The sequence below is a fragment of the Bradyrhizobium uaiense genome (genome assembly GCF_010811875.1).
Classification (GTDB): domain Bacteria; phylum Pseudomonadota; class Alphaproteobacteria; order Rhizobiales; family Xanthobacteraceae; genus Bradyrhizobium; species Bradyrhizobium uaiense.
In genome coordinates, this window is record NZ_VKHP01000033.1 from 1 (window position 1) to 20901 (window position 20901).

At 64.9% G+C, this 20901-nt stretch carries 19 protein-coding genes; 8 read left to right on the top strand and 11 right to left on the bottom strand.

Annotated elements, in window-relative coordinates:
- Nucleotides 1-3185 (top strand): PAS domain-containing hybrid sensor histidine kinase/response regulator (locus FNJ47_RS10925; protein WP_163153086.1); only part of this gene is annotated, 3185 nt, incomplete at its 5' end.
- Nucleotides 3186-3360: 175 nt separating this feature from the next.
- Here the strand turns inward: FNJ47_RS10925 and FNJ47_RS10930 are convergent.
- Nucleotides 3361-4035, bottom strand: coding sequence for a response regulator (locus FNJ47_RS10930; protein ID WP_163153087.1), 675 nt, complete (start codon nucleotides 4033-4035; stop codon nucleotides 3361-3363).
- 315 nt (nucleotides 4036-4350) lie between these two features.
- Between FNJ47_RS10930 and FNJ47_RS10935 the strand changes: the two genes are divergently transcribed.
- Nucleotides 4351-6015: an MFS transporter gene (locus FNJ47_RS10935; protein WP_163153088.1), complete on the top strand. Its 1665-nt coding sequence runs from the start codon at nucleotides 4351-4353 to the stop codon at nucleotides 6013-6015.
- 80 nt (nucleotides 6016-6095) lie between these two features.
- Here the strand turns inward: FNJ47_RS10935 and FNJ47_RS10940 are convergent, their stop codons facing one another.
- The 3 genes from FNJ47_RS10940 to FNJ47_RS10950 all read right to left on the bottom strand — a co-directional run bounded on the left by FNJ47_RS10940 (nucleotide 6096) and on the right by FNJ47_RS10950 (nucleotide 7810).
- Entirely contained in the window at nucleotides 6096-6569 is a 474-nt protein-coding gene (locus FNJ47_RS10940) for a secondary thiamine-phosphate synthase enzyme YjbQ (RefSeq protein ID WP_163153089.1), read from the bottom strand.
- A 75-nt stretch (nucleotides 6570-6644) separates the two neighbouring features.
- Complete coding sequence (locus tag FNJ47_RS10945) at nucleotides 6645-7154, bottom strand: hypothetical protein (protein WP_163153090.1); 510 nt, start codon at nucleotides 7152-7154, stop codon at nucleotides 6645-6647.
- 32 nt (nucleotides 7155-7186) lie between these two features.
- The gene (locus tag FNJ47_RS10950) at nucleotides 7187-7810 is read right to left on the bottom strand and encodes a 2-hydroxychromene-2-carboxylate isomerase (protein WP_163153091.1); all 624 of its coding nucleotides are present in this window, start codon (nucleotides 7808-7810) and stop codon (nucleotides 7187-7189) included.
- A 276-nt stretch (nucleotides 7811-8086) separates the two neighbouring features.
- On the opposite strand from FNJ47_RS10950, the gene FNJ47_RS10955 reads away from it, so the two are divergent.
- The 5 genes from FNJ47_RS10955 to FNJ47_RS10975 all read left to right on the top strand — a co-directional run bounded on the left by FNJ47_RS10955 (nucleotide 8087) and on the right by FNJ47_RS10975 (nucleotide 10736).
- Nucleotides 8087-8458 carry an AtpZ/AtpI family protein gene (locus FNJ47_RS10955; protein WP_163153092.1) on the top strand — a complete coding sequence of 124 codons (372 nt, stop codon included), beginning with the start codon at nucleotides 8087-8089 and terminating at the stop codon, nucleotides 8456-8458.
- Nucleotides 8459-8530: 72 nt separating this feature from the next.
- On the top strand, nucleotides 8531-9280 hold the full coding sequence (locus FNJ47_RS10960; RefSeq protein WP_163153093.1) for a F0F1 ATP synthase subunit A: 750 nt from the start codon (nucleotides 8531-8533) through the stop codon (nucleotides 9278-9280).
- 55 nt (nucleotides 9281-9335) lie between these two features.
- A complete protein-coding gene (locus tag FNJ47_RS10965) occupies nucleotides 9336-9566 on the top strand; it encodes a F0F1 ATP synthase subunit C (protein WP_016847054.1) in 231 nt (76 codons plus the stop codon).
- 114 nt (nucleotides 9567-9680) lie between these two features.
- The gene (locus tag FNJ47_RS10970) at nucleotides 9681-10247 is read left to right on the top strand and encodes a F0F1 ATP synthase subunit B (protein WP_163153094.1); all 567 of its coding nucleotides are present in this window, start codon (nucleotides 9681-9683) and stop codon (nucleotides 10245-10247) included.
- Between the two features lie 3 nt (nucleotides 10248-10250).
- Complete coding sequence (locus FNJ47_RS10975; RefSeq protein WP_163153095.1) at nucleotides 10251-10736, top strand: F0F1 ATP synthase subunit B family protein; 486 nt, start codon at nucleotides 10251-10253, stop codon at nucleotides 10734-10736.
- A gap of 154 nt (nucleotides 10737-10890) precedes the next feature.
- On the opposite strand, the gene FNJ47_RS10980 is transcribed toward FNJ47_RS10975, so the two are convergent.
- The 6 genes from FNJ47_RS10980 to FNJ47_RS11005 all read right to left on the bottom strand — a co-directional run bounded on the left by FNJ47_RS10980 (nucleotide 10891) and on the right by FNJ47_RS11005 (nucleotide 17779).
- The gene (locus tag FNJ47_RS10980) at nucleotides 10891-11544 is read right to left on the bottom strand and encodes a hypothetical protein (protein WP_163153096.1); all 654 of its coding nucleotides are present in this window, start codon (nucleotides 11542-11544) and stop codon (nucleotides 10891-10893) included.
- Nucleotides 11545-11674: 130 nt separating this feature from the next.
- Nucleotides 11675-12262, bottom strand: a complete 588-nt coding sequence (locus FNJ47_RS10985) for a GNAT family N-acetyltransferase (protein ID WP_029079870.1) — start codon at nucleotides 12260-12262, stop codon at nucleotides 11675-11677.
- A 185-nt stretch (nucleotides 12263-12447) separates the two neighbouring features.
- A complete protein-coding gene (locus FNJ47_RS10990) occupies nucleotides 12448-13737 on the bottom strand; it encodes a M16 family metallopeptidase (RefSeq protein WP_163153097.1) in 1290 nt (429 codons plus the stop codon).
- Nucleotides 13738-15153, bottom strand: a complete 1416-nt coding sequence (gene thrC / locus FNJ47_RS10995) for a threonine synthase (protein ID WP_163153098.1) — start codon at nucleotides 15151-15153, stop codon at nucleotides 13738-13740. It lies immediately after the preceding gene.
- A gap of 1074 nt (nucleotides 15154-16227) precedes the next feature.
- Nucleotides 16228-16854 (bottom strand): glutathione S-transferase family protein, encoded by a 627-nt coding sequence (locus FNJ47_RS11000; protein ID WP_163153099.1) that lies wholly within the window; start codon nucleotides 16852-16854, stop codon nucleotides 16228-16230.
- Nucleotides 16855-17185: 331 nt separating this feature from the next.
- Nucleotides 17186-17779: a GNAT family N-acetyltransferase gene (locus FNJ47_RS11005; RefSeq protein ID WP_163153100.1), complete on the bottom strand. Its 594-nt coding sequence runs from the start codon at nucleotides 17777-17779 to the stop codon at nucleotides 17186-17188.
- Between the two features lie 149 nt (nucleotides 17780-17928).
- Here FNJ47_RS11005 and FNJ47_RS11010 point away from each other — a divergent pair, with 149 nt between their 5' ends.
- Nucleotides 17929-18210, top strand: a complete 282-nt coding sequence (locus FNJ47_RS11010) for a hypothetical protein (RefSeq protein ID WP_163153101.1) — start codon at nucleotides 17929-17931, stop codon at nucleotides 18208-18210.
- 186 nt (nucleotides 18211-18396) lie between these two features.
- Here FNJ47_RS11010 and FNJ47_RS11015 read toward each other — a convergent pair whose 3' ends face one another.
- Nucleotides 18397-20841 carry a penicillin acylase family protein gene (locus tag FNJ47_RS11015; RefSeq protein ID WP_163153102.1) on the bottom strand — a complete coding sequence of 815 codons (2445 nt, stop codon included), beginning with the start codon at nucleotides 20839-20841 and terminating at the stop codon, nucleotides 18397-18399.
- Between the last annotated feature and the right edge of the window lie 60 nt (nucleotides 20842-20901).

A 20901-nucleotide genomic window follows, 5' to 3' on the forward strand; every position in this document is an offset into this window, starting at 1 on the left:
ACGGCAAGAGCCAGGCGGTTGCGGCGACGGTTGCGCTGATCGCGATCATCGGCTCGGTGCCCTACATCGCGCTGCAGCTCAAGGCGATGGCCTCGTCGCTGGAGACCATCCTGAGCGAGGATCAGGCGTTCTCGAAAATTCCCGTTTTCGGCGACATCGCACTGATGGTGACGCTGGCGATGGCGGTGTTCGCGGTGCTGTTCGGTACCCGCCACACCGACGCGACCGAGCACCAGCACGGCCTGATCCTCGCGATCGCAGCCGAATCCATCGTCAAGCTGGTCGCCTTCATCGCCGCCGGCGCCTTCGTCACCTTCTGGATGTTCTCCCCGGTCGAACTCTATGAGCGCGCCCTCAAGACGCCGGAAGCGGTGCGCGCGATCGAATATGTGCCGTCGATCGGCAATTTCCTGATCATGACGCTGCTGTCGTTCTGCGCGATCATGCTGCTGCCGCGCCAGTTCCATGTCAGCGTGGTGGAGAACTCGACCCCCGCCGAGGTCACAAGGGCGCGTTGGCTGTTCCCGCTCTACCTCGTCGCGATCAATATCTTCGTGATTCCGATCGCGATCGCGGGTCTCGTCATCTTCCCGTTCGGCGCGGTCGATGCCGACATGTTCGTGCTGGCGCTGCCGATCGAGGGCAATTCGCAATTGCTCAGCCTCGCGGTGTTCGTCGGCGGCCTGTCGGCGGCGACCGCGATGGTGATCGTCGAATGCGTCGCGCTCTCGATCATGGTCTCCAACGACATCGTGCTGCCGCTGGTGCTGCCCCGCAGCGACGACGCCCGCGTCGGCCAGAAGGATTTCGGCGATTTTCTCCTGAAGGCGCGCCGCTTCTCGATCTTCGCCATCATGGTGCTGGCGTATTTCTACTATCGCGCGCTCGGCAACACCCAGCTTGTCGCGATCGGCCTGTTGTCCTTTGCCGCGATCACGCAGCTGGCGCCGGCTTTCTTCGGCGGCCTGTTCTGGCGTCGGGCCACCGCACGCGGCGCCATGGCAGGCATGCTGGTCGGCTTCGCGATGTGGCTCTACACGCTGTTCATCCCGAGCTTCCTGGAAAACTCCACCGGCGGCCTGATGCTGCTGCAACACGGGCCGTTCGGGATCGAGGCACTGCGGCCGCAGGCGCTGTTCGGCGCCGACCTGCCGCCGCTGCTCCATGGCGTGCTGTGGAGCCTTGCGCTCAACATCCTCTGCTATGTCCTGTTCTCGCTGGCGCGCGCGCCAGCCTCGATCGAGCTGTTGCAGGCCGATGTGTTCGTGCCCAATGCGCTGGCTCCGATCGCGCCGAGCTTCCGGCGCTGGCGCACCACGGTGACGGTGCAGGACATCCAGAGCACGGTGACGCAATATCTCGGCCCCGACCGCACCCGCGAGGCCTTCGCCGCGTTCGCCGCCGACCGCAACATCGCGCTGCAGACATCGGCGCCGGCCGACTTCGAGCTGCTGCAGCACGCCGAGCGGTTGATCGCCTCCTCGATCGGGGCGGCGTCCTCGCGCCTCGTGATGTCGCTGCTGCTGCAACGACGGACGGTGTCGGCCAAGGCCGCGCTGAAGCTGCTCGATGACTCCCACGCCGCGCTGCATTTCAACCGCGAGATCCTGCAGACCGCGCTCAATCACGTGCGCCAGGGCATCGCGGTGTTCGACGCCGATCTGCAGCTGATCTGCTCCAACCGCCAGTTCTCCGAGTTGCTGGGGTTGCCGCAGCATCTGGTGCAGCTCGGCATACCCCTGACCGAGATCCTTGAATTCATGGGCGCGATCAGCCCGCCGTCGGCCGGCGACGGCGACAGCCTGCTGCAATTGCGACTACGCGCCTACACTACCGAGGGCGAACCCTACCTGGAACGCTTCACCGACCGCCATCTGGTGATCGAGGTGCGCGCCAACCGCATGCCCGGCGGCGGGCTCGTCATCACCTTCTCTGACGTCACGCCGAGCTTCGAGGCCGCGGAGGCGCTGGAGCGCGCCAATGCGACGCTGGAAAAGCGGGTGCGCGACCGCACCGAGGAGCTGACGCGGCTGAACTCCGAGCTCGCGCTCGCCAAGGGCATCGCGGAAGACGCCAACGCCTCCAAGACGCGCTTCCTGGCGGCCGCCAGCCACGACATCCTGCAACCGCTCAACGCCGCGCGCCTCTATGTCACGAGCCTGATCGAGCGCCAGAACGGCGGTGAGGATTCACGGCTGGTCGAGAACATCGACGACTCGCTCGAGGCGATCGAGGACATCCTGGGCGCGCTGCTCGATATCTCGAGGCTCGATGCCGGCGCCATGACGCCGGCGATCACGAGCTTCCGGATGGCCGACCTGATGCGCTCGCTGGAGATCGAGTTCATGCCGATCGCCCGCGACAAGGGCCTCGATCTGCGCTTCGTCGCCTGCTCGCTGCCGGTCGAATCCGACCGCTCGCTGCTGCGCCGGCTGCTACAGAACTTCATCTCCAACGCGATCAAATATACCCCGCGCGGCCGCGTGCTGATCGGCTGCCGCCGCCGCGGCGATACGCTCCAGATCAGCATCTTCGATACCGGCGTCGGCATTCCCGTGCAGAAGCGCGGCGAGATCTTCAAGGAATTCCACCGCCTCGAGCAGGGCGCCCGGATCGCCCGCGGCCTCGGCCTTGGACTATCGATCGTCGAACGGCTGGCGCGCGTGCTCAACCACCGCATCGCGATCTCGGCCAATGTGAGCGGCGGCTCGGCGTTCTCGGTCACCGTGCCGGTCGCGACCGCCGTCAACCATACCGCGGCCGTGACCACGGCTACGCCGCTGTCGAAGACGCCGATGAGCGGCTCCCTGATCGTCTGTATCGAGAACGATCCGGCCATTCTCGACGGCATGAAGACGCTGCTGACGGCGTGGGATGCCGAGGTGATCGCGGTGCTCGATGCCGACGGCGCGATCAGCGCGATCGAGGCTGCCGGCGGACGCGTCACCGGCGTGCTGGTCGACTACCATCTCGACCGCGGCAACGGCGTCGCCGCGATCCGCGAGATCCGCCGCCGCTTCGGCGACGGCATCCCGGCCATCCTGATCCCCGCCGACCGCAGCCCGGCGGTGCGCGCCGCCGCGCGCGAGGAAAACATCGCGGTCCTCAACAAGCCGGTCAAACCCGCCTCGCTGCGCGCTTTGCTCGGACAATGGCGGACGCAGCAGATGGTGGCGGCGGAGTAGCTGCGGCGAGGCCTCCTGATTTTCCCGTCATCCTGAGGTGCGAGCCTTGCGGCGCGATTGCGCCGCTGGGCGAGCCTCGAAGGATGCACGGCCCGGCTGGTGGCCGTCGACCCTTCGAGACGCGCGCAAGAGCGCGCTCCTCAGGGTGACGGGACGAAAGGCGCGGCGATGGCCGTCAGCTCGACGGCGTGCCCTGGCGCCACTGGCCGCCGGCGATCTTGGCGGCGGCGATCACGGCCTGGGTGCGGCTTTCGACGCCGAGCTTCTGCAGGATGGCGGAGACGTGGGCCTTGATAGTCGCCTCGGAGACGCCAAGCTCGTAGGCGATCTGCTTGTTGAGCAGCCCCTCGGACAGCATCATCAGCACCCGCACCTGCTGCGGGGTCAGCGTCACCAGACGGTCGCGCAGACGGGTCATGTCGGGATCGCCGGCCGCCGACAGATCGGTGTCCGGCGGAACCCAGACGTCGCCCTCCATCACCTTCATGATGGCATCCCGCAACGTCTCGACGCCGAAACGCTTGGGGATGAAACCGGAGGCGCCGAAGTCGAGCGAGCGGCGGATGGTTCCGGCATCGTCACTGGCGGAGACGATGACCACCGGGATCGCCGGATATTGCGCGCGCAGATAGATCAGGCCGGAAAAGCCGCTGATCCCCGGCATGCTCAGGTCGAGCAGGATCAGGTCGACATCGGAGTCCCGTTCCAGGAGCGCGGTCAGATCCTCGAACGATCCGGCCTCGCTGATCGTGGCCGAACTCACGACGCTGGACACCGCCTGGCGCAACGCATCGCGGAACAGCGGATGGTCGTCGGCGATGACAAGATGAGTATTGGCAGCAGCAGTCATCTCAGTCCCACAAGCGGGTTTTGGCAAACCCGCGCCGTTCGGTTGTCGCCCGCGCGGCAGTATCACGCAAGGGCTCGATAATGCCAGATGCCAACGCAGTTAACCCGCCGAGCTTGTGCGCCGCAATAGACGCACGCAGGGTCGTTCCATCCAACTCTTGGCTCTGAACATAAGTTCGAGCGTGCAAAAGCCAAAAGTCTTATTGGGACCGGTTTCACTGCGATGTTACCCTCAAATTAAGCCTAAGGCCCATTCGGGTCTAACCCGCCAGCCGGGGGCGAGCATGGCAGCAATAATTCGGGGGGAGCAATCCAGATGTCCACTATGACTGCAACTTCGGCGCGGCCCGCCGGCATGACGAAGGATGAGCGTTTCGTCATCCTGGCGTCGTCGCTGGGCACCGTCTTCGAGTGGTACGACTTCTATCTTTACGGTTCACTGGCCGGCATCATCGGCGCGCAGTTCTTCTCCGACTATCCGCCTGCCACCCGGGACATCTTCGCGCTGCTGGCCTTCGCTGCGGGCTTCCTGGTGCGCCCGTTCGGCGCGATCGTGTTCGGCCGGGTCGGCGACATCGTCGGCCGCAAATACACCTTCCTCGTCACCATCCTGATCATGGGTCTGTCGACCTTCATCGTCGGCCTGTTGCCCAGCGCCAAGACCATCGGGATCGCGGCGCCGATCATCCTGATCTCGCTGCGCCTGTTGCAGGGCCTCGCGCTCGGCGGCGAATATGGCGGTGCCGCGACCTACGTCGCCGAGCACGCGCCGCAGGGCAAGCGGGGCTACTACACCTCGTTCATCCAGACCACGGCAACGCTCGGACTGTTCCTGTCGCTGCTGGTGATCCTGTTCACGCGAAGCTTCACCGGTGAAAAGGACTTCGCGGATTGGGGCTGGCGTATTCCGTTCCTGGTCTCCGTGCTGCTGCTCGGCATCTCGGTCTGGATCCGCCTGCGGCTGAACGAATCGCCGGTGTTCCAGCGCATGAAGGAGGAAGGCAAGACCTCCAAGGCGCCGCTGACCGAAGCCTTCGGGACCTGGAGCAACGCCAAGATCGTGATCCTCGCTCTGCTCGGCCTGACCATGGGCCAGGCGGTGATCTGGTACACGGGCCAGTTCTACGCGCTGTTCTTCCTGCAATCGATCCTGAAGGTCGACGGCTACACCGCCAACCTGCTGATCGCCTGGTCGCTGCTGCTCGGGACCGGCTTCTTCCTGGTATTCGGCGCACTGTCGGACAAGATCGGCCGCAAGCCGATCATCCTCGCGGGCTGCCTGATCGGCGCACTCACCTTGTTCCCGATCTTCAAGATGATTACGACCAACGCCAACCCGGCGCTGGAAAAGGCCTATGAGACGGTCAAGGTGCAGGTCATTGCGGATCCCGCCGGTTGCGGCGATCTGTTCAACCCGGTCGGCACCCGCGTCTTTACGGCGCCTTGCGACACCGCCCGCGCCTTCCTTGCCCAGTCGTCGGTGAAATACTCCACCATTCCTGGCCCGGCCGGCTCGCCGGTGAAGATCACGGTCAACGACAAGGAGGTGCCGTACACGGACGCCAAGACGTCGAACCCCGCGATCCTCGCAGCGGTGCAGGCGGCAGGCTATCCGAAGCCGGGTGACGCCGGCATCGTGAAGATGTCGAACCCGTTCGACGTCTTCCGTCCGCAGGTGGCTGCGATCATCGGACTGCTGTTCATCCTGGTGATCTACGTCACCATGGTCTACGGCCCGATCGCCGCCATGTTGGTCGAACTGTTCCCGACCCGCATCCGCTACACCTCGATGTCGCTGCCCTATCATATCGGCAACGGCTGGTTCGGCGGCCTGCTCCCGGCGACCGCGTTCGCGATCACAGCCTCCACCGGCGATATCTACTCCGGTCTCTGGTATCCGGTGGTCTTCGCGGCAATCACCGTCGTGGTCGGCGCGCTGTTCATTCCGGAAACCAAGGACGTCGACATCACCAAGACCTGACCGGTCGACGCTTCGATCAAAATGCATCGGCCGCGGAGCGATCCGCGGCCGATGTCGTTTTGGAAGCTAGATCGAACGCGTCACCGCGTGGCGCCAATGAATTGCAGCACGATCTCGCGCCGGTGCGGACGGGCGCGATGCTCGATCAGATAGATGCCCTGCCAGGTGCCGAGCGCCATCTCCCCATCGAGCACGGGGACCTGCAGCGAGGTCGCCGTCAGCATGGTCTTGATATGCGCCGGCATGTCGTCGGGACCTTCAGTGTCGTGACGCCAGCCGCCGTCTTCGGGCGCGGCGCGATCGAGCGCTGTCATCAAGTCGACCAGCACCGTCGGATCGGCATTCTCCTGGATCGTCAGCGAGGCCGAAGTGTGACGGATGAACAGCGTGACCGCGCCTTCGCCGGCGCGCACCTCGCGCAGGAATATTGCGACCTCGCGCGTGACGTCGGTGAAGCCCGCGCCCTGGGTTTCGACCGTCAAGCGCGATGAGACGATGCTGGTTGCCGCGACGGAAGATGGCGCCGAGCGGACCGTTTTTCTCGGTGAGTTCATCTGTATTTTCTCAGCACGTCGTCCCGGCCTAGTGCGCAATTGCGTACGGGAGCCGGGACCCATTGTGCAGCCGCCTCAAATCTTGCCGCCATTGACGTCGCGCTGCACGCGGTTGGCCATCTCGATCAGCCGCCGCCAGGCCCGCTCGACGAACGACATCATGCGGTCCATGTCGCGGTCGCTCGGCAGCGGGATCTCGATCTTGCGCTCGCCCTCGGCGACCTTCGGCTCAGGCTTCTTCAGCTGATCCGATTTCGGCAACGCCTCATCGGTCTTGGCCGACGGGGCGCGCGCGGCGAGCTCGCCCTTCAGCTTTTCATTGTCGGTTTGCAGGCGCCCGATCTCGGCATCCAGCGCCGCCCGCTCGTCGGGCACCATGTAACAGGCCCAGCCGGCGCTCGAATTGGTGCAGGTCGACACCGCGCCGGTGCGTGTATCGAGCCGCAGGAAGCCGTCGCCGGCCGGAGACAATGCGTAGCGACCGTTCTCGGTGTCGGGCGCGGTTTGCGCCGTCGCCGCGCCGCTTGAGATCAGAACGGCAGCAACTGCGATCGACAATTTCGACAGGGACATCGCGATGGGCATGGCTTGCTCCGCCTCAACTTTGCTTCCTGCCCCTAGACCACAGAGCTATAGGGCTTGCGGCCTGACTTCAACGCGTCCTCGAGCAATTCGATCCGGTCCTGGCCCCAGAACACCTCGCCATCGAGCACGTATCCGGGCGAGCCGAACACGTCGGCGTCCAATGCATCCTGGCGATTCTGCTCATAGGCCGCACTGATCGCATCCGAGCCTGAGCGCTCCACCAGCTGCCGGCCCGGCAGACCAGCATCATCGGCAAGCTTTACCAGCGTCGCGGGATCGGCAAGGTTGAGCTCAAGCTCCCACACCGCGGGATAGGCGCGTTGCAAAAACGGCTCGGGATCGAGCCCCGCCTCGAGCGCTGCGATCACGACGCCATCGGCGAGGCGACCGTTGAACGGCCAGTTGGCCGGCTGCAGATGAAAATTCAGCCCGCGCTTGTCGCGCCAGCGCTGCAACTCGATCAACCGGTAGCGCTGCCGCACCGGATGGCGCTTGGTGAGCGGCAATCCACCGGTCTCCGAGAACAGATCGACCAGCAGCACGGGCCGGTAATTTACCTTGAGATCGTAAGTGCTTACGAGCCGAACGAAGGGCTTGTGGCCGATATAGGCCCAAGGTGATTGCAGCGAGAAGTAGTAGTCGATCTGGCGCGGCATGCGGAACCTTGACTGTGTACGAGAGGATGGACTTTCGGTGATCCCAGCAGAGCCGGAAAAGCCACGCAACATCGCTCAATGCCACGCAAGCTGTTGCACTGCGAACACTGCGTCACTCTGACCTTGAATATCTCCAAATAAAACCAGCAGAATCAAAGCAATAACTGGTTACGACGCAATCTTGACTTGATTAGACTCGGTAAGTATGGTCCGCGCGGCTTTTGACGGGGACGGGCGCAATTTCCATCATCCGCGGCATCGGTTAGTGTTTGCAGCATGGCTGAGAACACCAACCACGGCGCAGATGGAAGTCGCGATCAATCGCCTCCTGACGAAGCTGCGCTTTCCGCAAGGCTCGGAAGTCTCGATCATCGGTTGTCAGAAATTCGCGACAGCCGCAGGAGCAAGACTGATCAATCCGGTAATGAAAGCGGGGACAGTGCGGCCAGAGCTTCGGCGATGGCGCTCGGTTTTCGTCTTTCCTCGGAGCTGATCGCGGGCGTTGCCGTCGGAGCGGCGATTGGCTGGGGGTTCGACCGTTTGCTGTCGACGTCGCCATTCGGCTTCATCGTGTTAACGCTGCTCGGCTTCGTCGCCGGCGTGGTCAACGTGGTGAGGTCCGCGGGCGTGGCCTCGGGCAAGCGCTGAGCGCTGGCGGGAAGTCACGACATTTGAAATTCGATTACCGGCACGATGGCCGGTGGACCAAGAGCCGCGCGGATGAAAATCGACCCGATCCACCAATTCAATATCGAGCCCCTCTTCACGCTCGGCCACATCGGCAATCACACGATCGCCTTCACCAATTCGTCGCTCTTCATGTTCATCGCGGTGCTCTTGATTGCGCTGCTGATGCTGGCGAGCGGCCGGGACCTGGTCCCCGGACGGCTGCAGTCGGTCGCCGAACTCTCCTACGAGTTCATCGCCAGCACGATTCGCGGCAACGCCGGCGCGGAAGGCATGAAGTTCTTCCCGCTGATCTTCTCGCTCTTCATGTTCATCTGCGTCTCGAACCTGGTCGGCGTCGTCCCCTACACCTTCACGATCGCGACCCATCTGATCGTCACCGCAGCCCTTGCGCTGTTGGTGTTCTTCACGGTCCTGATCTACGGCCTCTACAAGAACGGCCTGAAATTCTTCAAGATCTTCGTCCCCTCCGGCGTTCCGATCTACATCCTGCCGCTGGTCATGTTCATCGAGATCCTGTCGTTCTTCCTGCGGCCGGTCTCGCACAGCGTTCGTCTGTTCGCCAACATGCTGGCCGGCCATATCGCGCTGAAGGTGTTCGCGGGCTTCGTGGCGATGCTCGGCTTCTCGCTGGGCGCGCTCGGCTGGGTCGGCGGCGTGCTGCCGCTCGCACTTACGGTCGCGCTGTACGCGCTCGAACTGCTGGTCGCGTTCCTGCAGGCCTACGTGTTCGCGATCCTGACCTGCATCTACCTCAACGACGCCATTCATCCGGGACACTAAGCGGTCCGGGGAATCTCCACCCACCAATCTGTCTATCTTTCTCAAGGAGCTACAAATGGAACCGGCAGCAGCAAAACTTATCGGCGCGGGCATCGCGTGCATCGGCATGGGCGGCGCGGGCGTCGGCGTGGGCATCATCTTCGGCAACTACCTCGCCGCTGCGGTGCGTAACCCCTCGGCCGCTCAGGGCCAGTTCGGCAACCTGATCTTCGGCTTCGCCGTGACCGAAGCGCTCGGCATCTTCTCGCTGCTGATCGCGCTGCTCCTGCTGTTCGTTCCGCTCTGAGCGGCACCCCGGTTCCGCTTTGGCGGCAACCCGGTTCCGCTCTCGCGGTAACCACTTCGCGCCGCCCGAGGATCGTTCCAAGGGCGGCGTGCATGACAGCAACAGGAGAACACCATGGCTGAGAGTCATGGCGAGGCAAAAGGCCAGAAAGCCGGCGCCCACACCGAGGCAGAAGGCGGACATCACGGCGGAGCCTTTCCGCCGTTCGATTCGTCCAACTACGCCTCGCAGCTGGTGTCGCTGGCGATTGCATTTGTCGCGCTCTATCTGATCGTGTCGCGTATCGCTCTGCCGCGTGTCGGCGGGACGATCGATGCACGCCAGAACAAGATCGAGGGCGATCTGGCCGAGGCGCAGAAGCTGAAGGACGAGTCCGACGCGGCGCTGAAGGCCTATGAAACCGAGCTGGCGAATGCGCGCTCCAACGCGCAGGCGATCGGCAACGAGACCCGCGAGAAGCTGAACGCGGCCTCGGAAGCCGAACGCAAGGCTCTGGAAGAGAAGCTGGCGGCCAAGCTCGCCGACGCCGAGAAGCAGATCGCAACGACCCGGACCAACGCCATGAGCAACGTCCGCGGCATCGCGGCGGATGCGGCCGGCGCCATCGTCCAGCAACTTGCCGGCGTCACGCCGGACGCGAATGCGGTCAACAGCGCCGTCGACGCTTCGCTGAAGGGATAGACGATGTTTTACGAACCGGAAACCTGGGTTGCGATCGCCTTCGTCGTTCTGATGGTCGTGTTCGGTTACCTCGGCGTCCACCGCACCCTGCTGGCGGCGCTCGACCACCGTGCCGAGCGCATCAAGGCCGAGCTCGAGGACGCCCGCCGTCTGAAGGACGAGGCCAATAAGCTGCTCGGCGAGTACAAGGCACGCCGCGCCAGCGCGGAGCGCGAGGCCCAGGAGATCATCTCCGGCGCCAAGGCCGAAGCCGAACGGATCGCAGCCGAAGCCAAGACCAAGATGGAAGATTTTGTCGCCCGGCGCACCAAGACTGCCGAGAGCAAGATCGCCCAGGCCGAAGCCCAGGCCGTGGCCGATGTGCGCGCCGCCGCGGCCAACGCCGCCGTGACCGCCGCCTCGACCATCCTGTCGCAGTCGGTCAAGGGCTCGGTTGCCGACGACCTCGTCGGCAAGGGCATCGCCGAAGTCCGCTCCAAGCTGAACTGACGCGATCTCAACTCCTTCCAGAAAAGGCCGGCGCGAGCTGATCGCGCCGGCCTTTTTATTTGTCCAAATCCGTTCGCCTGATTCGGCTGGTTTTGCTGTGACGCGCTTTCTTCACGCGAACCGGTAACCCACTTCGCTCGAAAACGCGCCAGTCCTACTTCTTCTTGTGGGGGGCGGCGCGCGGCTTGGGCTCCGGCTTCAGGGCCTGCGGGTCGAAGCCGATATAGAAGATGTAGTTGTCGTTGTCGGCGGCCGATGGCGCCGGATAGACCAAATCCTCGGCGACCAGGCTGAACGGCACGCTGCCGCTCTCATCCATCTGCACGGTCGTCGTGTAGGCCTTGGTCGCGATCGTCTTCTCGCCAACGCCGCCCTGCACCACGGCGACGCGGAGCGGCACCTGGATCGACGGCGGCGCGCCCTGGGGACCGACGATGATCCGCCCCTGGATGCCGATCTTGGCGGTGATCATGCCGCTGTTCAGATTGCATTGCCGCGCGGTGCGGGTGATCGAGGCCAGGAACTTGACGTCATTGCCGACCGCTTCCTTGCCGGTCGCGGCCACCGAATAGGTCGAGGCGCCGGAGCGGATCTGCACCGGCGGACAGGTCAGCTCGGCATCGGCGTCGTTGAGCTGCTGCGGCGCCGCGGGTGTCGCCGGCTTCGCCGAGTCGGACGAGCCGCCGCCGAACAGGCTCTTGAAGCGGTCGCTGAGCGACTGCGCCGAAGCCGCCGACGGCAGCAGGGCGGCCCCGAGCCCGATCGACACCGCCGCTGCGAGCGCGAACCTGATCACCCTGTCACCCATGCGATATCCCTAAACTCTCCAAATCCGGGTTCCCCGTTTCGCGGGCGTTATAGCAAGCCAATGGCGGCGAACCCAAGGCATCTTGAGAAGGCATGGAACGCGGCCTGCCATCGGCCAAAAGGCTCAGGAATCAGCCGCGGAAATCCTCGTGCAGCAGGCCGAACAGCAAATGGTCCTGCCAGATCCCGTTGATGCAGAGATAGCGCCGCGCCAGGCCCTCGCGGGTGAAGCCGCACTTCTCCAGCACGCGGATCGACGACGCGTTGGACGGAATGCAGGCGGCCTCGATGCGGTGCAGATTGAGCTCGCCGAACAGCGAGGGCAGCAGCACCCGCAGCGCCGTCGTCATGTAGCCGCGATGGGCGTGCGGCAGACCGACCCAATAGCCGATCGTGCCGGCCTGCACGATGCCGCGGCGGACATTGGCGAGCGTGATCCCGCCGATCATCACCCCGTCCGATTCGCGGAAAATGATGAACGGATAGGACCGGTCGGCGGCGATATCCTCGGTGTAGCGGCGCAACCGGCGGCGGAAGCCGGCGCGGGTCAGGTCGTCGGAGGGCCAGATCGGCTCCCATGGCGTGAGATAGGCGCGGCTGAATTCGCGCAACTGGGCCCATTGCGGGAAATCCGACATCTGCGGCGCCCGCAGCAGCAGCCCATGACCGCGCGGCATCAGTGCAGCCGGTCCGCTAGACGGCAAACGAAACAGGGCCATGGCCCAACACTCCCCGCCTTTTGCTCCCTCGCCCCGCGCTCGCGGGGAAAGGGTCGGAGTGAGGGGCTCTGTCCGCAAGCAAGCCGACTATTGAGCCCCGTACCCCTCATCCGGATTGCACCGGACGATGCTTCGCATCGCCGCGAGCAATCCGACCTCTCCCCGCAGGCGGGGAGAGGTAACTTCTAATGCAGCAGCGTCTTTGCCTTCGAGTTCGTCAATCCTTCCGCAAAAGACACCGCCGTGTCCAGACCCCTTCCGCTGCCGAGGGCAACGACGGCGGGTCGGCTGCGCGACAGCAGGGCGCGGGCGGCATTGCGGCTCGATTCGACGCTGACCGCGTCGATCCGCGCCACCAGCTCTTCCACGGTCTGCGGCCGGCCATAGGCTAGCACATGACGCGCCAATTGTTCGGCCCGGGATGAACAGCTTTCGAGCGCCATCAGCAGCCCGGCCTTCATCTGCGCCTTGGCGCGGGCGACCTCGGCCTCGGTCAGGGTTTCGACCGCATCATTGATGACGTCGACGATGACTTCCATCATTTCCGGCGCGTCGGCGGGATCGGTCCCGGTGTAGAGCCCGAAGAAGCCGGTGTCGGTGTAGGGCGCATGGAAGGTGTAGATCGAGTAGCACAGCCCGCGCTTCTCACGCACCTCCTGGAACAGCCGCGACGACATCCCGCCGCCGAGCGTGTTGGTGAACACCTGCAACGAGAACAGCGACAGGTCGTTCTGCGGCACGCCTTCGAGCGCCAGCGTCAGATGCGCCTGCTCGAGATCGCGATGCACCACGCGCGAGCCGCCCTTGCCGAACATCGCAGCCTGCGGCTTCGGCGCCGGCGTGGCGTCGAAGCTGGAAAATTTCTGCGCGACGTCCTCGACGATGCGCTTGTGATCGACCGCGCCGGCGGCGGCGACCACCATGTCGGGCGCGCGGTAATGCGTCGACAGATAGCCGCGCAGCATGTCGCGGTCGAAAGCCTTCAGCGTCTTGGCGGTGCCGAGCAGCGAGCGGCCCATCGGCTGGTCCGGATAGCAGAGCTCGTTGAGATGCTCGAACACGACGTCGTCGGGCGTATCCTGCGCCGCGCCGATCTCCTGCACGATGACGCTCTTCTCTCGTTCGAGTTCATCCGGCACGAAGGACGGGTTGGCGAGGATGTCGGAGAGCACGTCGAGCGCCAGCGGCACGTCAGCCTTCATCACCCGCGCATAATAGGCCGTGGTCTCGGTCGAGGTGCCGGCATTGAGGTCGCCGCCGACCGCCTCGATCTCCTCGACGATCTCACGCGAGGAGCGCCGCGCAGTGCCCTTGAACGCCATGTGTTCGAGCAGATGCGAGATGCCGTGCTCGTTCGGCTTCTCGTCGCGCCCGCCGACCCCGGCCCAGACCCCAAGCGCCGCAGTCTCCAGATGCGGCATGGTGTCGGTGACGACGGTCAGGCCGCTCGGCAGCTTGGTGATTTCAACGCTCATTCAGGCAACTCCCTGCTTGGCAGCACGGCTGACCGACAGCACGAAGCGCTCGACCTCGGCAGAATCATTCTTCATGACCGTCATGTGCTCGGACTTGGTCATCAACCCGCCGAGCCAGGCCGGCAGCTGCGGACGCACCCCGCAGGCGGCCTCGACCGCGTCGGGGAATTTGGCCGCATGTGCGGTCGACAGCACGATGTTCGGGATATTGGAATCCGAGGTATCGCGGTCGGCGACCGCGAGCGCCACCGCGGTGTGGGGATCGACCAGATCGCCCGCCTCGCGCCAGGCGGCGCGGATCGCAGCCGCGGTTTCGGTCTCATCGGCGCGGCCGGCGTCAAAATCGCGGCGCACGGCGGCCAGCGTCGCATCAGGGAGCACGAAGCGCCCGGACTGCTTCAGCGAGGCCATCAGGCGGCGGACCTGGTCGGCGTCGCGGCCAGACGCCTCGAACAACAGCCGCTCGAAATTCGAGGATACCTGGATGTCCATCGACGGCGACGCCGTGGCGTGCACCTCGCGCACCTCGTAATTGCCGGTCTTCAGCGTACGCGGCAGGATGTCGTTGACGTTGGCCGCGATGCGCAGCCAGCGGATCGGCAGCCCCATGCGCTTTGCCACATAGCCCGCGAAGATGTCGCCGAAATTGCCTGTCGGCACCGTGAAGTCGACCGTGCGCTGGGGAGAACCGAGCGCGACCGCCGACGTGAAGTAATAGACCACCTGCGCCACGATGCGCGCCCAGTTGATCGAGTTGACGCCCGACAGCGCCACCCGGTCGCGGAAGCGATGGTTGTTGAACATCTCCTTCACCAGCGCCTGGCAATCGTCGAACGTGCCCTCGATCGCCAGCGCGTGGACGTTGGACGCGCCCGTCGTCGTCATCATGCGGCGCTGCACCTCGGAGATGCGGCCGTTCGGGAACAGCACGACGAGGTCGACATTGTCGAGATTGGCAAACGCTTCGACCGCGGCGCCGCCGGTATCGCCGGAGGTCGCGACCACGATGGTGGTGCGCTGCGCGCGCTTGGCCAGCACGTGATCCATCAGCCGCGAGATCAACTGCATCGCGACGTCCTTGAACGCCAAGGTCGGACCGTGGAACAGCTCGAGCAGGAACTGGTTCGGCCCGGCCTGGTCGAGCGGCACCACCGCGGGATGCCGGAACGTGGCATAGGCCTCGTTCGCCATGCGGCCGAGCTCGGCGTCGGAAATCTCGCCGGCGGCGAAGGGGCGGATGATCTCGACCGCGACCTCCCAATAGGGACGGCCGAAGAAGCCGGCGATGGTCTCGTGCGAAAGCTGCGGCCAGGTCTCGGGCACATAGAGCCCGCCGTCACGGGCAAGCCCGGTCAGCATCACATCGCAGAAGCCAAGCACCGGGGCCTCACCCCTGGTCGAAATATACCGCGTCAAACCGCCCTCCAAAGGCTTCGATCCGAGCCTTAAGCCTTTGATATCATGGATTTATCGAGTTCGCCGCATGCGAACCGGATCAGGTCACCATAGAAGATCGGGCAGATAATGGGTAGCCCGAAGCGCGCGTCTCGGGGTCACGCGGAGTGGTGCTGCCAGCGAATGGCCATCACCGTCGCCACGTACACCGCCGTCGTCCTGGCGAAAGCCAGGACCCATAACCACCGCATGCGGTGATGAACGGGATACTGGCCCCAGCGTCGCGCAACAATAGAGATTCGGGGTAATGGGTCCTGGCTTTCGCCAGGACGACGATGAGGATGGGGACACAGCATCGCATTCTCGCGACATGTTTCGCCCGAGCTTTGGATTTCGTTTCCGCCCTCCTCTCACAGAGGGCGCAGGGAAAGCCGGGTGCCGATCGCACTCATGGGCCCCGTGCAAAAGGTAGAAAGCACGGGGGTAGGACCACAGGTGTAACCGGAGCAATCCGGCTTTCCCTGCGCGATGGGTTACGGCTTATACGTGCTCTCCCCGGCGAGACTGGGCTTTGTTGTCACCGTCTTCGCAACGCGCATTGCGCAATCGGAAAAGACACCTACCACTAGGGCGTCAGGCCTGCACGATTTCGCCGTCTGCATCATGCGCATTCGTCGACTGCGCAATCAGCGTCCACCGCATCTCGACCCGCGTTCGTGACGATCGCGAAACGCCCCTCGATCGGGCGAGACGGGGAATTCATACACCGAGTTACACTTCGGATAAAGCGAAATATTTTCAAGGCTGGCACTTGACGGGTTTTTGCTGAGTTGCCCGTCGGGCAATTCAGTGACACGCGCGCGTGAGGAAGGCACCAGCCGAAGGGCTCCCTCCCCCCTTGCGGGGGAGGGCTGGGGAGAGGGGTGCCACACGGCGAGCGCTCTCCGGATACCTCGCAACGATAAGGAAGCAAATTGCGAGGACGTGCAGTCCATCGATCATCTCGCCCGGGGCCACCCCCTCTCCCCACCCTCTCCCGCAGTGGGAGAGGGAGCCTGAGAGGCGTGCTCAACTCACCTACGAGATTTCACATCCCTACCCCTTCGGCGGCGCCAGCGGCTGCGCGATCTCCTGGAACGGCGGCAGCGCCTCGCAGCGCGCGACGTGGGCTTGCAGCGCCGGATAGCGCACATCGAACAGATGCGGATGTGCCTCGCCGGTGAAGCGCAACGCGCAGGCCACCGCGATGTCGGCATGACCGATGCGATCGCCCAACCAGTAAGGCGTCTGCACGGCTGCGCGCTCCTGCTCCAGCACCGCGAGCACGCGGGAGATCTGCCCCTCGCAGCGCTCGACCCACAGCTTGAGCTGCTCCTTGCGCAGCACGCGCTCATAGACCAGGCTCACCGCCTTGTCGGCGAGCCCGGTCGCCAGTGCCATGATGCGCAGATGCCGACGCCGCTCGACGCCGGAGCGCGCCAGCATCGCCCGCTCCGGCCCGACCAACTCATCGAGGTAGTCGAGGATCGCGCTGCTCTCGATCAGCGCCTGGCCGTCGTCGAGCACCAGCGTCGGCACCCGCTGCACCGGATTATAGGCCGCAACCTTCTCCGCATCGCCGAAGGTCGACCACGGCTTGTGCTCGAACGGCAAGCCATAAAGCCGCAGCGCGATCGCGGTGCGGCGGACAAAGGGCGAGTCGTACTGGCCGATCAGGAACATCTGTCATCTCGTCGGTCATGCCGCGGCAGCCACTACCGGCGAGAGCAAGGCTTTCGGGGTTGCGGCCACGCCGGGGTCAAAGGTTGCGCTTTGCACCATCGTAGATGGCTTGCGCCGCATTGCAACGGGCCGAGTCGTTCTGACGAAGCATTGCCAGCAATTGAGCCACATTATTCAGTGTCGTCCCTGCGGAAGCAGGGACCCATAACCACCGGCTTCCGTTGCGGCAAAGGCTGGTGCCCCAGCGCTGCAAGCCAACTCACTTCGGTGGTTATTGGTCTCGGGTCGCGCTTACGCTTGCCCGGGACGACAGCGGAGTCTGTGGCGGCAGCTACCCAATCACCGGCACGTGCCTCGCCGCATCGCGCGGCAATTTGCCGTCGAGCCTCGGATCATCCGCCACCTCGATCTGGCGCAGGAACGGGCGGAAGCCGGAGCGTTGATAGAACGCGACGGCGGAGGGATGATCGAAGGTGCAGGTGTGCACCCAGACGCGGCCGACGTCGCGCGACCAGGCGATCTCCAGCGCGCGGTTCATCAGGAAGCGCGCGGCGCCGGTGCCGATGAATTTTGCGGTGACGCCGAAATAGAGCAGCTGGCATTCGCGGGGCACGCTGAAATCGAGTTCGAGCAAGCCTTCGTCCTGGCCGTCGCCGACCAGCCCGTAGAGCTCAACGCCGGGCCCGTGGATCCGTGAGGCGAGATCGGCGTCTTCGAGCCCGGTGCGGGTGAACCACAGCCACTCTTCGCCGACGCGGCGGTAGAGATCGCGATACCAATCGAGCGCGGGTGGATCGACCTTGCGCAGGCGCCACGCGCCCGGCGGATCATCGCGCAGCGGCGGACGTGCAGTCATTTCCAGATGTGTGACGACGGCGGCGACCTTGCCGGGAGGAATGTCGGAGTAACCGTCGGGCAGCAGCATTAAGCAACCTTTGTTTCTGCGTGTCGGCCGGAGATATTCGCATGTCGCGGCAGATGCAATGCAACGCCGAGTAACAATGTTACCGATTTGTCAGTGGGTGATTTGGCGAATCAGCGGCTCCATGTACAGAGGCCACCGGAGCAACGACCGTGTCGCGCCATCACACGCTGCCGCCGATCATCACCACGCCGCCGCCACCGAAGCCGAAGCCCACGCGGCGCCGGCGCGGTGTCGGTTATGCGTATGGCGCGAGTGCGGCTGATGAGGCCGCCGACGTCGAGGACGGTGCACCGGTGCGCAGCGCTCCGGTCGTTCCGCATCATGCGCGACCGGTCGAGGCTGTCGAGCGGCGCACGCCGTCGCCGAACGGCAAGCTCAGCGACGACACGTTGCGTGCGATGCTGGAAGTGCAGGAGAAGCAGACGGGGTAGAGCGCGAAGGCGACAGCCACACACTCGCCGTCGTCCCGGCGCAGGCCGGGACCCATTACCACAGGGTCGAGTTGCCAAGGCACGCTGTGGCCCCAGCATCGGAAGACAATCCGCATTCGTGGTTATGGGTCCCGGCCTGCGCCGGGACGACATCGAGTTTGTGGCGTAGCCTTGCAGCCTCCCGCCTCACCGCGGCGTCAGCGTGATCGCCTCCGCAGTCGCGGCTTCCACGGCGCCGCGGCTGTAGAGCAACGGCACATACTGGCCCGTCGCCCACAGCGGCGCGAGGTCGCGGTAGTGGCCGCTGAAGGGATCGCCGGACTGGCCGGGTGTGTTGACGGTGCGGCTCGCATCCCAATTGCCGACATCGAGCACCATGCGGAACGAGGCACCGGAGAGCAGGTGATAATCGGAGCGGCGATAGGTGGCGGCACGCGGCACGTTGGCGGCGCCGCCGAACGCGAGCGGGCCGACCTGCATCTGCGCCGCGGTCGCCTTGTCGGCGAGCGGCATCAGCGCGTGATCGAACCTGGCGACGTGCAGACGGCCCCAGCGCCACATCGATGCATCGGGCCCGAGCTTGCCGGTGACGTCGGCGACGGCCTCGCCGAGGCTGTCGCGCAACACGCGGTCGCGTTCGCCGGCGGGATTGCTGCCGAGCGCCGCGTCCGGCTTTTCGAGATAGCCGACAATGGCAGAGATGCTGGAGGCTTCCGGCGCGATCAGCTCGGCCGCCTTCGGCGCCGTGGTCTTGAGCAGCACCGGGCCGAGATGGTTCGCAATCCAGACCTCGTAGACGGCGGCTGCCGCGCTGTCCTCCGTGTCGCGCGCGTCCCACGCCTTCAACAGATCAAGGCCCTTCTTGACGTTGACATCGTCAGACGCGAGCGGCTTCAGCAGCGCGACGAGGCGCCGCGCCAGCATGCCGGTGTCGTCGTTCTGCAACGCCATCGCATCCGCCAGCGTCACCTTGCTGTTGGCTTGCAGTACCTCGACGATGCGCTGCCAGCGCGCGCTGTCGGACCATTCGAAGCCGACCCGGCGCTCATTGACCGGATAATCCGCCGGCAGGTTCATCTGGTTGGCGGTGGCGATGAAGCCCTGCTTCGGCTGGTACTGCTTCGGCAACTCGTCGAGCGACAGAAAGCCCTGCCACTCGTAGCGGCCGTCGCCGGGCACCGGCATCAGGCCATCGAAGCTGGTGCGGCGCGGCGTCTTGCCGGCGGCGACCCAGCCGATGTTGCCGCTAGTGTCGGCATAGACCTGGTTCTCCGACGGCGCGCCCCAGCGCCGCATCGCGCCGAGGAAGCCGCTCCACGACTTCGCGGTCATGTAGTCGGAGGAGCCGAAATAGGCCGAGGTGCCCGGCTCGAACCAGATCGAGCGCACGGCAAACGCATGCTTCTTGTCGGCGTCGACAAGGATCACCGGGCCGTGGCGGGTGAACTTCAGCTCGAGGTCGCGGTCGGCTTCGCCCTTCACCGCTACCTTTTCATGCACGATGCGCATGTCCTCCCAGCCCGTGCCGTAGCGATACTGGTTCGGATTGTCCGGGTTGAGGTCGTAGACGTAGAGGTCCTCCTGGTCGACGTTGAAGATGGTGAGACCGAACGCGATGGTGTCGTTATGGCCGATCGAGATGCCCGGCAGCGCCGGCTCGCCGGCGCCGATCACGGACATACCGGGCGCGTTGAGGCCGACGATGTAGCGCAGCGACGGCACCGAATGCTCGCGATGCGGATCGTTGGCGAGGATCGGACGTCCGGTCGCGGTGCGCGAGGCCGCGATCACCCAGTTGTTGGAGCCGATGGTGTCGCGCTGCTGATCGGCCTCGGCGAGGAATGTGTCGGGATCGTGCGCCAGCGCCGCCCTCTGGTCTTTTGGCGCGGCGAACTTGACCGGGCGCGTGGCGAGGTCGTAGGCCGCGAGCACGCCCTTCGGCACGCTGCACGGATCGAGCCCGTCGGGGATCTTCGTGGTCCATTCCGGCTCCAGCTTGACGCGGAAGCGATCGGCATCGAGGCCTGCGGCGCAGGCGACCAGCGACCGCTTCACCTCGGAGGCGACGTTGCGGGTCAGGCCGTGGCTGCGGACGCGCACCACGTCCTCCGCCGACCACAGGTCCGGCTTCGTGCCGGCGATCCTGAACTCGATCGGCAGCGGCCGCTTGCCCGCGTTGACGTCGGCGACATAGGCATTGACGCCGGCGACGAACGCCTCGGCATAGGTTTTCGCCTTCGGACCATAGGCGGCCCACTCCGCATTCATGTCGCCACGATAGAGGAACAGCCGCAGCGCCTTGTCCTGCTCGGCATAAGCGGGGCCGAAATCCTTCGCGAGCAGCCCAAGCCCGCGCTTGCGCCAGAGATCGATCTGCCAGAGCCGGTCGCGCGCGGCGTTGAAGCCTTGCAGGAAGAACAGATCCTGCTCGTTGCCGGCATAGATATGCGGGATGCCCCAGACGTCGATCAGGATCTGGCCCGGCGCTTTCAGCCCGGCGACGTCGGTCTTGACCTCACGCGCTGCGACGAGCGGGCTCGGCTTCTCGCGCGCGGCGGCAGGCGCGGCCAGCGTTGCTGCACAGAGTGCGGCGGTGAGTAGCCTGGTGACGCGGTTGAGATCCGTGTTCATTGTTGTTCTCCAATGGTTGTTATTTTTGGTTGCAAGACTTGAGCCGGAATTTTTCTCCCG

Bases quoted from the DNA above. Each gene is read 5' to 3' on its own strand.
- FNJ47_RS10990 (WP_163153097.1), bottom strand. From the start codon at position 13,737: ATGAGCGTTGAAATCACCAAGCTGCCGAGCGGCCTGACCGTCGTCACC.
- FNJ47_RS10960 (WP_163153093.1), top strand. From the start codon at position 8,531: ATGAAAATCGACCCGATCCACCAATTCAATATCGAGCCCCTCTTCACG.
- FNJ47_RS10975 (WP_163153095.1), top strand. From the start codon at position 10,251: ATGTTTTACGAACCGGAAACCTGGGTTGCGATCGCCTTCGTCGTTCTG.
- FNJ47_RS10950 (WP_163153091.1), bottom strand. From the start codon at position 7,810: ATGCCGCGCCAGATCGACTACTACTTCTCGCTGCAATCACCTTGGGCC.
- FNJ47_RS11000 (WP_163153099.1), bottom strand. From the start codon at position 16,854: ATGTTCCTGATCGGCCAGTACGACTCGCCCTTTGTCCGCCGCACCGCG.
- FNJ47_RS10940 (WP_163153089.1), bottom strand. From the start codon at position 6,569: ATGAACTCACCGAGAAAAACGGTCCGCTCGGCGCCATCTTCCGTCGCG.
- FNJ47_RS10930 (WP_163153087.1), bottom strand. From the start codon at position 4,035: ATGACTGCTGCTGCCAATACTCATCTTGTCATCGCCGACGACCATCCG.
- FNJ47_RS11005 (WP_163153100.1), bottom strand. From the start codon at position 17,779: ATGCTGCTGCCCGACGGTTACTCCGACATTCCTCCCGGCAAGGTCGCC.
- FNJ47_RS10980 (WP_163153096.1), bottom strand. From the start codon at position 11,544: ATGGGTGACAGGGTGATCAGGTTCGCGCTCGCAGCGGCGGTGTCGATC.
- FNJ47_RS11015 (WP_163153102.1), bottom strand. From the start codon at position 20,841: ATGAACACGGATCTCAACCGCGTCACCAGGCTACTCACCGCCGCACTC.
- FNJ47_RS10970 (WP_163153094.1), top strand. From the start codon at position 9,681: ATGGCTGAGAGTCATGGCGAGGCAAAAGGCCAGAAAGCCGGCGCCCAC.
- FNJ47_RS10955 (WP_163153092.1), top strand. From the start codon at position 8,087: ATGGCTGAGAACACCAACCACGGCGCAGATGGAAGTCGCGATCAATCG.
- FNJ47_RS10935 (WP_163153088.1), top strand. From the start codon at position 4,351: ATGTCCACTATGACTGCAACTTCGGCGCGGCCCGCCGGCATGACGAAG.
- FNJ47_RS10985 (WP_029079870.1), bottom strand. From the start codon at position 12,262: ATGGCCCTGTTTCGTTTGCCGTCTAGCGGACCGGCTGCACTGATGCCG.
- FNJ47_RS10965 (WP_016847054.1), top strand. From the start codon at position 9,336: ATGGAACCGGCAGCAGCAAAACTTATCGGCGCGGGCATCGCGTGCATC.
- FNJ47_RS10945 (WP_163153090.1), bottom strand. From the start codon at position 7,154: ATGCCCATCGCGATGTCCCTGTCGAAATTGTCGATCGCAGTTGCTGCC.